Source organism: Shewanella colwelliana, from assembly GCF_001735525.1.
In the GTDB taxonomy this organism is placed as follows: Bacteria; Pseudomonadota; Gammaproteobacteria; order Enterobacterales; family Shewanellaceae; genus Shewanella; species Shewanella colwelliana.
In genome coordinates, this window is record NZ_MCBT01000030.1 from 20799 (window position 1) to 35368 (window position 14570).

The window sequence follows — 14570 nt, forward strand, 5'->3', positions numbered from 1 at the left end:
GTATTCTAAATCTTTAGTTAGTTAGTGATTTAGCTTAAAAAAATTTCTTCAGCAACCCTTAATGATCTTCATGAGCCATGCTTAGATACACGATCGTAAGCATCATGAAGATAAACGCTTGCAGAGTGATAACCAAAATATGGAAGATTAACCAACCTAGTTGCAGTGTTACACCTAGGGCAGATAACGCCATGTTAGCACCATACATCAGCGCAATAAGGATGAAGATCAACTCACCTGCGTACAAGTTACCAAATAGACGTAATGCCAATGAGATTGGCTTAGCAATTAAGGTAACTGACTCTAATAGGAGGTTGACGGGTATCATTGCCTTATGGTTAAACGGCTGTAGCGTCAATTCTTTAACAAAGCCTGATACGCCTTTGACTTTAATGCTGTAGTAAATAATCAGCAAGAACACACCAATAGCTAAGCTAAAGGTAATGTTTAAGTCTGTCGTTGGTACAACTTTCATGTAAGGGATACCAGCAGCAGCTGCCAGTGATGGGATCCAGTCAACTGGAACCATATCCATGAAGTTCATCATGAATACCCAAACAAAAATCGTTAATGCCAACGGAGCAATAACAGGATTGCGGCCATGGAAGGTTTCTTTCACGCTAGAATCGACAAACTCAACAATCATCTCGACAAAACACTGAAGTTTGCCAGGAACGCCTGTTGTAGCCTTCTTACCAACGCTGCGGAATAGCCACAAGAATAGAACACCAAGCCCAACCGAAAAGAACAACGAATCAATGTGCCATGTCCAGAAGCCTTCACCAACACTTAAGTTGGTAAGGTGGTGCTGGATATAGCCCTGCGGTGTTAACGCTTCACCAGTTGCAGCCATGATTCATCCCACTTTACTTTGCTTGAAGTATAAAGGAGCTGTCCAATGCACAATTAACGCAGCGACATAACAAACAAAAAGCGGCATAAATACAACCTTAAGATTGATAAAAGCTAGCGAAAACATAGCTATGGTTAACAGCAACTTTACCGCTTCCCCCCAGTAAAAAGTTTTCATAACTTTTCCTGCTGAACTTGCTCCCGTATGGGAAAAAGCGAGGGTCGCGAATACAAAATTAGGGAGTACAGCGATAGCGCCACCTGCCAAGGCAGATAGTCCATACTGAGCTCCCCACACGGCGAAAAAGACAATCGAAACACCCCCAGCCACCGCCGCCTGCATCATAACCAACTTATAGGCAGACCACCGGCCACGACGTGCTAAAACCTTGCTCAATTCATCTTCTCCGCATTCATACTTTTTGTTTCTATGACCGGACTACAAAACGCCGGACAATGTTGAGGTACAAAAAGCTTGCGAAAGTATACCTTTTCGGCCATTCAAAGCAAGTTTAAGGTGAGGAAAAAGGAGACTTTTAACGTGAACTACGCCAAAAGTCTAAAAGTGGAAGATTAACAGATGTCACAAAGTTACATAATATTACGTTAACTTAGAGAATTTAGCGGATTTTCCCAATGATACCATCCAATTCAGCCAAATTTTGATAGTTAATTACCAATTTTCCCTTACCTTTTTTATTATGAGTAATAGAAACTTTGGCACCTAATTTTTCAATTAATTGGCTCTCTAGACGGGTGACATCTTGATCTTTTGCCGGTTTATCGACGACTTCAGGTGGATTTAAGGTTTTATTAACTAATCGTTCAGTTTCACGAACGGTTAGTTCTTTCGCACTTACTAATCTAGCTAGATTAGTTTGCTCGTCACCGTTAATGGCAAGCAAGGCTCGCGCATGACCCATATCGATATCACCATACTCCAACATACGCTTTACCGGCTCATTCAGGCCATTTAAACGCAGTAGATTAGAGACGGTCGCACGGGATTTACCCACCGCATCAGCGGTTTGCTGATGCGTCAAATCAAACTCTTCAATTAGACGATTTAACGCAATCGCTTCTTCCATCGCATTAAGATCTTCACGCTGGATATTTTCAATCAACGCAATGACGACAGCCGATTCGTCAGGAACTTGTTTAATGATACAGGGAACTTTTTCAAGCTTAGCCAATTGCGACGCACGCCAGCGACGCTCACCAGCAATGATTTCATATCCCTTATCCGATACGCGACGCACAACGATAGGCTGAATGATCCCTTGGGTACGAATAGACTCAGCAAGCTCATCAAGTGCTTCTGGCGACATATCTTTACGTGGCTGGTACTTACCTGGTTGCAACAGATCCACCGCAATCATCTTCAGCTCTTCAGCACCATTGCTTGCAGCATCTTGCGCCGACACACTGTTAGCCGCCGCATGGCTTGTACTTAACAGTGCATCTAATCCTTTGCCTAGGCCGCGTTTTTTAGGGGTCATCTGTTTTTCCTTAAGCTTGCTCTAACTTTGAATGTTGCTCTGCACGTCTAATAATTTCACCCGCTAACGCAAGGTAGGCCTTAGCACCTGCGCTAGACTTATCATAATACATGGCTGGCGCACCAAAACTTGGGGCTTCAGCCAGTCTAACGTTACGAGGGATCACGGTACGATAAACTTTATCGCCAAAATGCTGTTTGAGTTGATCAGAGACATCATTAGCTAGTCGATTACGTGGATCGTACATAGTACGTAAGATCCCTTCGATAGAGAGTCCTGGATTAACCATAGACGCCAGCTTACTGATGGTATCCATCAAAGCGGTTAACCCTTCCAGCGCGTAATACTCACACTGCATAGGCACCAAAATTGAATCGGCAGCCGACATAGCGTTTACCGTTAACATATTGAGCGAAGGCGGGCAGTCGATAAAGATAAAATCGTAATCATCTTTAATTGGTGCGAGGGCATTGCGCAAGCGAATTTCGCGAGCAAAAAACTCCATTAACTTGATCTCAGCCGCAGTAACATCACCATTGCCAGCAATCAGATCGTACTTACCAGCAGTATCTCGGTAAACGATCTCATCAAAACTTTTCTCTTCAACAAGCAACTCATAAGCGGTATTTTCGACGCTGTATTTGTCGACGCCACTGCCCATGGTTGCATTACCTTGAGGATCAAGATCGATAAGTAACACTTTGCGCTTTGTGGCAGCCAAAGAAGCAGCTAAATTCACACAAGTTGTTGTTTTTCCGACGCCACCTTTCTGGTTAGCTACGGCTATGACTTTACCCACAATATTATCCTGTCTATCACGTTAGCTAATTCGATACGCTTAATAATCTATCAAATTGCTTGAACTGGTTAAATAATGCAACTCAAAAGCGACTTATACCGCTGAGTTTTTGACCACTCTTAACAAATGGCGCTGTTCATCGAGACGAGGTACATGTAATTGGAACACATCAGTAACGGCAAATCCGTGAGGCAAGTGCGCCATCTCTTCATCACTTAACTGACCTTTCAATGCATAAAAACAACCGCTCTCTTTTGGCAGATGATGACACCAATGCAGCATATCTTGAATCGATGCAAATGCGCGGCTGAGTACACCATCAAATAACTCTTCAGGTTGATAGGCTTCAACACGGCTTTCAACAGAGCTGATATTATTGATCCCAAGTTCAAACTGAACCTGCTTTTGAAAACGAATCCGTTTACCTAAACTATCAAGCAGCACAAAGGTTTTATCAGGGTTCATGATGGCCAATGGAATACCAGGCAATCCAGGTCCAGTGCCAACATCAATAAAGCGTTCGCCCACTAAATGCTTGCTTGCAGCTAGGCTATCCATGATGTGACGGATCAACATCTGCTCAGGATCTCTTACCGATGTGAGGTTATAAGCCTTGTTCCACTTAGCTAACATGGCGACAAAATCGAGCAACTGTTGCTTTTGCTCTGGGGTAGCCGCTAAATCAATTTCGGCCAAATAGGTATCTAGTTGGGCTGATAACACAGACGTATCCTCGGTAAACAATCGGATATTATGAAGCTGAGAGGCTCAGATGGGAAGTCCAAAGACCTCCCATCTGAGTTAAAAATAGATAAAACCTGTGATTAGGCGCTCTTTCTTAACAAGCCACGCTTTTTAAGGTGAACAAGCAGTATTGAAATCGCAGCAGGAGTGATCCCAGAGATCCGTGATGCCTGACCTATGGTCTCAGGCTTATGATCATTCAATTTGGCGATCACTTCGTTTGATAAACCTGGCACTTCTTGATAATCAAGATTTTGTGGCATTAAGGTTTTTTCATGACGAATCGCTTTGTCGATCTCATCTTGCTGACGCTGAATATAACCTGAGTACTTAACCTGAATCTGCACCTGCTCGGCAGCGCGTTGATCCTCAATCGCCGGGCCAAAGCCTTCGATCCCCATCAGTTTGGGATAATCGAGTTCTGGGCGACGCAATAACTCTTCGAAGGTAGCCTCACGAGTAATAGGCGTATTGAGATGTGGATTAAGTTCATCGACCAATGGTGAATTTGGGTGCACCCAATGACTACGTAACCGCTGCAACTCAAGCTCAATGGCTTCACGCTTAGCATTAAATTTCGCCCAGCGCTCATCGTCAACCAAACCAATCTCACGGCCTTTCTCGGTTAAACGCAGATCGGCATTGTCTTCACGGAGCAGTAGACGGTATTCAGCACGGCTAGTGAACATACGGTAGGGTTCTTTGGTGCCTAGCGTCGACAGATCATCGACCAACACGCCTAAATAGGCTTCATCACGACGAGGAGACCAAGCATCTTTGCCTTGCACTTGCAGGGAAGCATTCATCCCCGCAAGTAAGCCTTGGGCACCCGCTTCTTCATAACCCGTAGTACCGTTAATTTGTCCGGCAAAGAATAAACCGCTAATAGCTTTGGTTTCTAAAGAATTTTTAAGATCGCGAGGATCGAAATAGTCATATTCAATCGCGTAACCAGGACGAATAATCTCAGCGTTTTCCATACCTTGAATAGAACGGACTAAGTTTAACTGCACATCGAAAGGTAAACTGGTAGAGATACCATTAGGGTAGATCTCATTGGTATTAAGCCCTTCAGGTTCAATAAAAATTTGGTGTGAAGACTTATCAGCAAAACGATTAATCTTATCTTCAATCGATGGACAGTATCGTGGACCGATCCCTTCAATGACCCCTGAGTACATAGGGCTTCTGTCGAGTCCACCACGAATAATATCGTGGGTACGCTCGTTGGTATGGGTGACAAAACAGCTCACCTGACGCGGATGGTCTTTGACATCACCGATAAATGACATCACAGGCAATGGATCATCACCTTTTTGCTCAGTCATCAGATCAAAATTAATTGTATTGGCATCAATACGTGGTGGAGTGCCCGTTTTTAAACGACCAACTCGAATAGGTAATTCATGTAATCGTTGTGCCAATGAGATAGATGGTGGATCACCTGCGCGTCCACCGCTGTAATTTTCTAAACCAATATGGATCTTACCACTGAGGAAAGTGCCTGCGGTTAGCACGATTGCAGGAGCCTCGAAGGCGAGTCCCATTTGGGTAACAACACCAATAACACGATCGTTTTCAACAATCAGATCGTCTACAGACTGCTGGAAAAGTCGTAAATTAGGCTGGTTTTGTAAAATCTGCTGGATCTTAGCACGATATAACGCACGATCGGCTTGTGCACGTGTTGCTCTAACCGCTGGCCCTTTGCTTGAGTTAAGCGTTCTAAACTGAATACCTGCATGGTCAGTTGCAATCGCCATAGCACCGCCTAAGGCATCAATCTCTTTGACCAAATGGCCTTTACCAATACCACCAATAGCGGGATTACAGGACATCTGTCCTAAGGTATCTATGTTGTGGGTCAACAACAGTGTTTTTGACCCCATTCTAGCAGATGCCAATGCTGCTTCGGTTCCGGCATGACCACCACCAACAACAATTACATCAAACCGCTCATGAAAATGCATCACAGTACCTTAAATAAAACCGTATCAAAGTTAAAAGTAGAAATTGATTTAGCTATCGATCAATTACTCATCGAGTAGCCGAGTATTTTAGCACTTGGAAGACCTTTGGTGAAAGATCAATTTAGGCCTTTCGATCTCAAGTGGATCTGCTTAATAGATCTTAAGATCTTTATATAGATTCTTTATTATGTTTACTATTAGGATCGCTGTTTTCGGTGGATAACTCTAATTCATTATTAGAATCAATAGTTAGCACGATCCTGATCCTGTGATCTGTTGGCGATCTTATTGGCATAAGCTTGGGGATAGATCGCCTACTTATCCACAAGGTGGATCTTTGGTCGGATCGGACAGTGAATAATACAGAGTTAGATCATGATCAAATAATAGCTTATCCACATATTTATCATTTAAGATCGTAATATGTGGATAAAGTAGATCTAATCTGTGGGTTGTTAAGAGGGTTATACCTTAAATAGATCGTTAAAGTAGATCTTGCCAGCTCGATAACCAAGCTTGGGCGGGTTCTTCAGGGATTGGATCGTATTGCACATCGATCTGGATCTTATCCACATAGACTTGTGCACCGCAGTTTTCTATCGCTTCAACTAATTTTTCTGGGCCTTGGCAGAAAGTGTCGTAACTTGAATCACCGATCGCACATAAGGCAAATTTGGTACGGCTGAGATCGGGCTTTTTCGCCTCTATTTCTTCAAAAAATGGCTGGATATTGTCTGGTAGGTCGCCTGCACCATGAGTTGAAGAGACGATTAACCACAAGCTTTTAGGGTCAATATCACTCAATTCAGGGGTTAAATGAACCTGAGTTTCATGGTCACCAGCCTCTAATTGTGCCGCTAATTCATCGGCAACATACTCGGCACTGCCCAAGGTGGTACCGACTAAAAGTTCTATTTTTGCCATCTGATTTCCTAAATTTTGGGGGAGGTAATTGCTCATCTTTACATTGCTAAACGCGATCTTAGCGGATCAATATTGCAAAAAGTCGATGAGATAATGGCCCAATCATAAGGTAAAAAGTGCTTGTGGTCTTGTTGCTTTACTGGAACTGTCGACATGCCTACAAAACCGCTTTAGCTATATATAAGGCATTTAAAAGCCAATTTGCCCACGTTATAGCCTGCGATTTAACGGCAGTATGGTAAATAGCTGGGCTGTCTTTAGGTAGGTTTTTCCGCATAAAGCAGATAGTTAACGCTTGTTTCTTTTGTTATTTTCCACTTATTTATTAATGGATTAAATTTAATTCCTTCAACCGATAAGGTGTTTAGTCCTTTAGCATTGAGTTGCTGGCTTATCTCTTGTGGTTTAACAAAGTGCTGCCAATCATGGGTTCCCTTTGGTAGATAACCCATTACATATTCAGCACCAATAATGGCGATTAAGTAGGATTTAACGGTGCGGTTCAGCGTGGCCATGACTAATAGTCCGCCCGGTGCCAAGACATCACAACAGATCTCTATCAGCTGATGCTTATCTTCAACATGCTCAATAACCTCTGTATTTAAAATCACATCATACTCTTGCTCATCATTGAGTAAATCATCTGCAAGACAATGTTTATATTCAACTTTTATAGACCAGTTCTTTGCATGTTGCTGCGCTAAGCGAATGTTGTAAGCACTGGCATCGATACCGGTTACGTCAGCGCCTTGGCTTGCTAAGGGTTCACATAGTAAGCCTACACCGCACCCAATATCTAAGATCCTCAGTCCTTGAAAGGGAATGTCTTGATTAAGATCGCGCTCAAAATGCAGCGCAATGGCGTCTTCAATGGCGGTTAAACGTGTCTGATTAAAGGCCAAAACATGTTTGAATTTGCCGTTGGGATCGCGCCATTCTGCGGCTAGTGCATCAAACTTTTCAATCTCAGCTTGTTGATTGAGTGGTTTAATTGTTGGACTAAGTTGGCTTTTATCTAACATAAAAATGAGTGTCTACTAGGCGATTAATTGAGTATATACGTAATCGCTACGGTTTTGGGGTCACATTTGAGGTGGGTATAGCTCAATGAGGGGGCTTGGCAATATATAGGTAAAAGTGCGATTTTTATTGGTTTGATCATCACGGATAAAAGCATTATCACATAAGTTTTGGCAAACTAGAGGTATCTTGGGCTACAGATTTTTCCCATTTATTGAGCGACTGCGGGACATTAGATAATGATAAATAAAATAATACTCGATACAGATCCAGGGATTGATGATGCCATGGCAATACTGTTTGCCCAGGCGCACCCAGCGATTGAACTTAAGGCGATTACTACGGTATATGGCAATGCCACTATTGATAACGCGACACATAATGCATTATTTTTAAAACAAAAATATGGTTTCAGTGCTGATGTGGCTAAAGGTGCGGCCAAACCAATCGTTCGGCCTCCAGTGGGCCCAACCGTAGTGGTACATGGTGAAACGGGTTTTGGTGATGTGCATGCACCAAAGGCATTAACCGCCCAAGCCGACCCCCGTCCAGCGTACCAATATATTATCGATGCGGTTAACGCTGAACCTGGTGAAATCACTTTAGTCGCAGTGGGGCCACTGACTAACTTGGCATTGGCTTTAGAGGCTGAACCCGAAATAGTATCTCTTGTTAAAGAGGTGGTCGTGATGGGTGGGGCATTTGGTGTTAACGGTCATCGTGGCAATGTCACTCCGTATGCTGAGGCCAATATTCATGACGATCCCCATGCCGCAGACAAGGTATTTACCGCATCATGGCCAGTGGTGGTCATTGGTTTAGATGTCACCGAAGAGAGCTTCTTTACCCGTGAATATTTAGATCAATTGCGTGATGATGCGGGCGAAGTGGGTCAATTCATCTGGGATATTAGCCGTTATTACCTCAAATTCTACTCAGAAAAGGTGGGACTAGAGGGGTGCCATGTGCATGATCCATCGGCAATCGCCTATGTTATCGATCCGACACTGTTCACCCTGCGTGAAGGGCCTATACGGGTGGTGACTGATGGCCCAGCAGAAGGGCACACAATGCAAAAGTATGATGGTCGAAAATACTTGCATGATGACTGGCAAGATAATGCGCATCAACGGATCGGTGTAGCGGTAAAAGATCAAGTCCTACTTAAACTGTATCGTGACACCATTGTTGAATACGGTGCAGATAGAGAAAAGTGCTGAATATCAGTGCTGTATGCTAGGAATAGGTTGGATTGAATATGGCTACGAAGAACATTTTCTGTAGCCATTTTTGCACTCTTTTTAGTGCTGTCTTTACTATCAGCATTAGGCACTAGTTAATGCTTTGTACTTGTGAGGCCAATAGCCACAGCGCTAAGGCAAAAAAGATAACGCCCATAAATTTGTTTTGATACGTTCTAAACTTTTCATTATTTAATAATGGTTTACCTAACGTCCCAACCATAGCCACCAGCAATAGATTAAACAGTAATCCCATTACGTTTAACAGCAGTCCTAATGCTAGCATCTGCTCACCCGAGCTGGCATTTAGTTGAGTCGAGACAAATTGCGGTAGAAACAGTACAAAAAAGATCAATGCTTTAGGGTTGAGTAGATTACTCATTACCGCGCGGCGATAGAGCAGCTTAGCAAGATTGTTATTTTGCTCTATTTGCGGCGCGTCGGCTGCACTGGCGCGAATACAATCCCAGCCCATCTTTAATAGATAGGCGCCGCCTAAAACACGCAGCAGTTCTAGTGCGATAGGATTCATAGCAATTAATGCCGATACGCCCATTGCTGCCAATAATGTCAAAATAAGCCCCGATGTTGCATTGCCAAAGCTGGCGTAGACACCGACTTTTTTGCCATAACTCAGGCTCGAGCTGGCGATCAGCAACATATCCGGACCAGGAATAAAGAGCAGGGCGATAACACTGGTTAAATAGAGTGGCAGTAGATTGAGATCGATCATCAAAAATAGGCTGCTTAAGGTTTGAGATTAAAACAAGGCGCGGATTTTACAGCGATCGATTAGAAATGAAAGTGATGTGGCGTTTAAAACCATTAATCACTGGCAGGGTAGGTTTACGGTGTTAGCGAACGGTGCAGTTAATTGATAACGTTACTCATTTATTTATGCTAAACATCTGTGAGTTGATCAATGTATATGGGCTTATTGATCCGTTGTTATTGCTGAAATATCTCTGTGCGGTGATGGGCTAAGAACTCTTCTTTTGGAATAAATTTAGTTGGAAGGGTAATAGATTTTCCCTCGTATTGTTTAAAGCAGTAATCCACAAATGGATTATTTTGATGTAGTAGTTTGCTCGATAACACGACTTCTAGATTTGAGTTGAGTGTGAGCAGACCTTGGTCAAAAGCACTGTCATGAATACTCGATAGGCACAATCCATTACACGGATTCAATCGTTCACTTGGCTTAACACTCCAAGGCATAATGTGGCTCGCGACCAATAATTTAGGAATACTCAAATCTGTAATACAGCATTTATCATTATAAGAACTCAGTATTATCTGGCGGAATTGGTTTTGTCCGATACGGGCCTTTGATTGAACTAATCTTTCGCGGCCGATGAAGTTGCTATCTGTTGATTCACTTTCTTCATGTTTATTGGCGATAGTAAGGAATGCTTCAACACTTGTGATATAAAAATTTTCCCAATCGGTAGACATCTCTGCCCACATATCCTTGTCAGCTTTCGATGCTCCTTTTAGTCCATTGCGGCCAGACTCTTGGATCATTGGATCACAACTGGCTATATTGGCCATTTTCATTGATAGAGAAGAAGGAGTTCGATTTAAAAGGTTAGATACTTTTATTATCTCTGGATTTCGAGCGCTGATTTTTCCAAATGATGTTTTATTATATAGATAGAATGCTACCAGTAAGTCATTCCGTGACCATGGGCGACGTTCTGTCATTATTACTTCTCATTAGGATTTTTGGTTATCATCAAAGATAGCCGATTATTTTGTTGATTAATATATACTATCTATTAATTTACTGAGTTTTAACCCTGTTAGTATCCCTTTATTTTATTACTTTAATTTATTAGAGACAGTAGAAATTGATCACTAAGTTTGATTGTAATAGTCACAAAATCTTCATCATCGGCCTGCCAAGAACTGGGACAACGAGTGTCAGTGTGGCTTTGTTAGAGATGGGCTATAAGGTGGCGCATCAGGCATTTACTAAGCAGGCGTTTGAGTTGGCTGATGTGGTGTCTGATGCGCCATGCTTTAGTGACTATAGGCAATTACACCAGCTCTATCCCAATGCAAAATTTGTTTATTTGGAGCGGGCCTTAGATGCTTGGGTGCCATCGATGCAGATGCTACTTAGCCGCATGATGGTGCATTTAGATAATAAGACTGGCAAGTTTCATCCAATATTAAAACGAAGTTTTAATCATAGTTTTGATGTGAACGGCATTGATAATCCCTTGGATGCTGAACATTTGGTGCGTAGTTACCTTAGCCATAAAAAGCAAGTAATTGATTATTTTAAACAATCTAACATAAATAAGTTTATCTGTATCGATATCAGCCAGCCAGATAGTTTACCTCAATTGCGTCAATTTTTAGCCAGCGATTTAAACTTCAGTGGCGAGCTGTCCATAGATGAATCCATGCACAGTGGCATTGAAAGAGAGGGGTTTCCGCACCTTAATCGTGGTCGTAATGTGGCGAGTTGGGATGAGTATAAGCACCCTAATAAAGTTAGCACTAATGCCAGTGGGCCTGATAAACGCAAGTTCTTTGATTACAAGCTACTTTGATTACAGGCCTATCGGTTGAATCTGTAACGGCTTTTATGTGAGAGTTTAAGCTTGGCGTTAAAGTTGCCCCATTTATCTATTGACGCGTTATCATTGTACTCATCGCTAATCATCGTCGCTAAATCATGCCTAACTCTTCAGTCACCGCGTTTTCTTTGCCCAGTTTGCCGATAGATAAGCTCTATAGTGAGTTTAAACTAGCTATAAAGCACCATCACATGGTGGTGGAGTCTGATACAGGTTCGGGGAAATCGACTCGTTTACCACTTTGGTGTGCTGAGACTAATACAGAGGGGAAGGCTCAACGGGTGTTGGTGATAGAGCCTAGGCGGGTGGCCTGTTTAGCCCTGGCCGACTTTGTCGCCAAACAGACTCACTTACAGGTAGGTTACGCTATTCGCTTTGACTCTACGGTGAATGAACAGACGGATATTGCGTTTGTAACGCCCGGTATTGCATTGCGCTGGCTCTCTGCTAATGCCGAAGATACTGACAACAATGAGTTGGGGGATAAAGCTGGGTTAGTCTGTTTTGATACCATTATTATCGATGAGTTTCATGAGCGTCGCTGGGACACTGATCTGCTGTTGGCATTGCTTAAAAGCGCTGACAAGCATCGTTTAGTTATCACCTCTGCTACCATTGACGGCGAGCGTTTAGCTAACTATTTAACAGATAGTCATGGAAATAAAGCTGCCAGATTACAAGCCGAAGGGCGAAGGTTTCACGTGGAACTAAGGTACCAATCTGCAGAGAGTCATCATCTTGCCGATGTGCGTGATATTGATAAAAACGTAAAATATGCTGTGGAAACGCTACTCGCGGAAACCAGGGGTGACATCTTGGTGTTTTTACCGGGTAAGCGGGAGATCCAACTTTGTCTGCAGACCTGCCATAGTTTATTAGCCAAGCATGAATCCCTTGAACTACTGGGATTACATGGTGGTATCGATGCTAAACAGCAACAAGCAATATTATCTGAGACTTTGCATCAACGGGTGATCTTTGCCACCAATGTGGCAGAAACCTCGTTGACGATTCCCGGGGTGACAGCCGTGGTTGACTCGGGCCTTGAGCGCCGCACACATCAACGGAATGGCCGTACTGTGTTGTCGTTAGCACGAATCTCAAAAGCCAGCAGCGAACAACGGCTTGGTAGAGCGGGGCGGGTACAAGCCGGGATCTGTATTCGTTTATGGGGCAAAGGCGCACCGCTCGAGGCGATAACTCCGCCAGAATTGCAAAGAGAGGAGTTGGTGGAGCCAATGCTTGCGGCTGCTTGCAGCGGTTATCTGTTGTCAAGACTGCCTTTTGTCGATCAATTACCTGAGAAGTCGTTAACTAAGGCGACACAGCAATTATTGTCGATGACAGCGATTGATAACGCTGGCCAAGTTACTACTCATGGTAGAAAGCTATTCCCACTCCCCATCGATACCCAATTTGCCCACTTAATTAGTGCGATGCCAGATGATACCTGTAAGGGGTTGATGGTTGATTTAGCTGCCGCTTTAACCGTACCAGGTCAGGTTTATACATTGCCTAGCGATGAGTTTGGCCTGCAACAACTTGGGTTATGGGAACCCTTTGGCTGTGATGGCTATTTAATGATTAAGCTGTTGCGTGGTGCGGCGCCAGAGTGGCTATCGCTCACCGATGCAAATATTAGCTTGCTCAAGGAAGCTCGTATGTTGGCTAAGCAGATAAGAGAGGTGCTCAATTTACCCAGCAGTCATGTAAATGAGTTATCCGACAGTATATTAAGGCAGCGTTGGTGTTTAGCAGCGATTGATGCGTTGCCTTCATTGGCATTTATACGCCGAGAAAAACGCCCGCAAGCATTGGGGAATGGCTTTAGCGAGGTGCAAATTGCGCGGGACTCTCGTTTTGACATTGCCATAGATAAACAGGTATTACCCACTGCTGCCGTGGTGTTCGATCAATTTGCTATAGCAGGACGAGGCGCAAAACAGACATTGAACTTAGCTACCTGCATGGTGCCAGTTTCGGTTGATACGTTACTGGACGCGAAATTGGGTGAGGAAAGATTAGCAAGTAATAAAGAGCAGGCTGATGATGCGGCGGTGTTGATTGAGCGTGTCTATGCCGGACGTATTATTGCTACCTATCGTAAGCAAGTTTCGGGTGAGCAAGCTATTGAAGCGATTGTACGCAGCATTTGTGAAGGGCGCAGTTTCAAGGGGCTTGGCCTACAACTGACAAGAGATATTGCTGCGTGGAATATTTGGCTGGCATTGGGCAAGCATCAAGATCCGTTAGTTGGTGATGTGGCTGATTTTGACCAACCTTTGGCATTACATCACTATCTTGAAGAGCGGCTGTTGGCATTGGGAGTAGAAACCTTTGATGATCTTGCGCTGATTGATGCTGAGGATCTACTGTTTAATGGTGTACCAAGCTGGCAGCGAGCGGAGTTTGATCAGCATTATCCTGTTGAAGTGGTGTTGGCCGATCTTAGGCTGAATGTGAGCTACTTTCCTAAGCGAAAATTTGTCCTGCTTGAGTATGGCGGGGGACAGCGAAAAACAGGTCCAAAACGGTGGGAATTACCGCGTTGGCAGGGCTGGAAAATACAGTATAAAAAAGCCAGTCGTGTCGTTGACGTTAAATGAAACCTAGATCTGGCGTAGATCGAGCTAAAAAAGTTATCCAAGTTGCTGAGTATAACTTTTTTAATTTGATCTAAAACTGGATCGTGATGCAAAAGGCTGTAGTGATATATAAAATTAAAAAACAATTAAAAAACATATAGATATGTAGTTTTGGTTGTTTTTTAGTGGATAAGATCAGTGTTTTAATTACTTGTTGATATCTCTGTTGATTAATTTGATCAAGATCTTGGGTATTTATGCACCAAAATGCATCAAGATCTTAATACGATCGACTGTTTTTTGTTTGAATTATGAGCGATTGTCGTGCCGCAGGGCCTGTGGTAGCGT

13 protein-coding genes are annotated in these 14570 nt (G+C 43.3%); 3 read left to right on the top strand and 10 right to left on the bottom strand.

Annotation, left to right across the window (positions count from 1 at the left end):
• Nucleotides 1-58: 58 nt before the first annotated feature.
• The 8 genes from atpB to ubiG all read right to left on the bottom strand — a co-directional run bounded on the left by atpB (nt 59) and on the right by ubiG (nt 7810).
• Nucleotides 59-853, bottom strand: a complete 795-nt coding sequence (gene atpB, locus BEL05_RS10165) for a F0F1 ATP synthase subunit A (RefSeq protein ID WP_028763475.1) — start codon at nt 851-853, stop codon at nt 59-61.
• A 3-nt stretch (nt 854-856) separates the two neighbouring features.
• The gene (locus BEL05_RS10170) at nt 857-1249 is read right to left on the bottom strand and encodes an ATP synthase subunit I (protein ID WP_028763474.1); all 393 of its coding nucleotides are present in this window, start codon (nt 1247-1249) and stop codon (nt 857-859) included.
• Nucleotides 1250-1472: 223 nt separating this feature from the next.
• The gene (locus BEL05_RS10175; RefSeq protein WP_028763473.1) at nt 1473-2351 is read right to left on the bottom strand and encodes a ParB/RepB/Spo0J family partition protein; all 879 of its coding nucleotides are present in this window, start codon (nt 2349-2351) and stop codon (nt 1473-1475) included.
• Between the two features lie 10 nt (nt 2352-2361).
• Nucleotides 2362-3150 carry a ParA family protein gene (locus BEL05_RS10180; protein ID WP_069671097.1) on the bottom strand — a complete coding sequence of 263 codons (789 nt, stop codon included), beginning with the start codon at nt 3148-3150 and terminating at the stop codon, nt 2362-2364.
• A 93-nt stretch (nt 3151-3243) separates the two neighbouring features.
• Complete coding sequence (gene rsmG / locus BEL05_RS10185) at nt 3244-3873, bottom strand: 16S rRNA (guanine(527)-N(7))-methyltransferase RsmG (protein WP_028763471.1); 630 nt, start codon at nt 3871-3873, stop codon at nt 3244-3246.
• A 101-nt stretch (nt 3874-3974) separates the two neighbouring features.
• Nucleotides 3975-5864 (bottom strand): tRNA uridine-5-carboxymethylaminomethyl(34) synthesis enzyme MnmG, encoded by a 1890-nt coding sequence (gene mnmG / locus BEL05_RS10190; RefSeq protein ID WP_069671098.1) that lies wholly within the window; start codon nt 5862-5864, stop codon nt 3975-3977.
• 483 nt (nt 5865-6347) lie between these two features.
• Nucleotides 6348-6788, bottom strand: coding sequence for an FMN-binding protein MioC (gene mioC / locus BEL05_RS10195; RefSeq protein WP_069671099.1), 441 nt, complete (start codon nt 6786-6788; stop codon nt 6348-6350).
• Between the two features lie 257 nt (nt 6789-7045).
• Complete coding sequence (gene ubiG / locus BEL05_RS10200) at nt 7046-7810, bottom strand: bifunctional 2-polyprenyl-6-hydroxyphenol methylase/3-demethylubiquinol 3-O-methyltransferase UbiG (RefSeq protein ID WP_069671100.1); 765 nt, start codon at nt 7808-7810, stop codon at nt 7046-7048.
• A gap of 237 nt (nt 7811-8047) precedes the next feature.
• Between ubiG and BEL05_RS10205 the strand changes: the two genes are divergently transcribed.
• Nucleotides 8048-9028 carry a nucleoside hydrolase gene (locus tag BEL05_RS10205; RefSeq protein WP_069671101.1) on the top strand — a complete coding sequence of 327 codons (981 nt, stop codon included), beginning with the start codon at nt 8048-8050 and terminating at the stop codon, nt 9026-9028.
• Nucleotides 9029-9140: 112 nt separating this feature from the next.
• Here BEL05_RS10205 and BEL05_RS10210 read toward each other — a convergent pair whose 3' ends face one another.
• The gene (locus tag BEL05_RS10210) at nt 9141-9782 is read right to left on the bottom strand and encodes a LysE family translocator (RefSeq protein WP_175427336.1); all 642 of its coding nucleotides are present in this window, start codon (nt 9780-9782) and stop codon (nt 9141-9143) included.
• A gap of 215 nt (nt 9783-9997) precedes the next feature.
• The gene (locus tag BEL05_RS10215) at nt 9998-10753 is read right to left on the bottom strand and encodes an HNH endonuclease (RefSeq protein WP_069671103.1); all 756 of its coding nucleotides are present in this window, start codon (nt 10751-10753) and stop codon (nt 9998-10000) included.
• Between the two features lie 146 nt (nt 10754-10899).
• Between BEL05_RS10215 and BEL05_RS10220 the strand changes: the two genes are divergently transcribed.
• Together BEL05_RS10220 and BEL05_RS10225 are read left to right on the top strand one after the other, a co-directional pair.
• Nucleotides 10900-11610 (top strand): sulfotransferase family protein, encoded by a 711-nt coding sequence (locus BEL05_RS10220; protein ID WP_069671104.1) that lies wholly within the window; start codon nt 10900-10902, stop codon nt 11608-11610.
• A 125-nt stretch (nt 11611-11735) separates the two neighbouring features.
• The gene (locus BEL05_RS10225) at nt 11736-14243 is read left to right on the top strand and encodes a helicase-related protein (protein WP_069671105.1); all 2508 of its coding nucleotides are present in this window, start codon (nt 11736-11738) and stop codon (nt 14241-14243) included.
• Nucleotides 14244-14570: the final 327 nt, after the last annotated feature.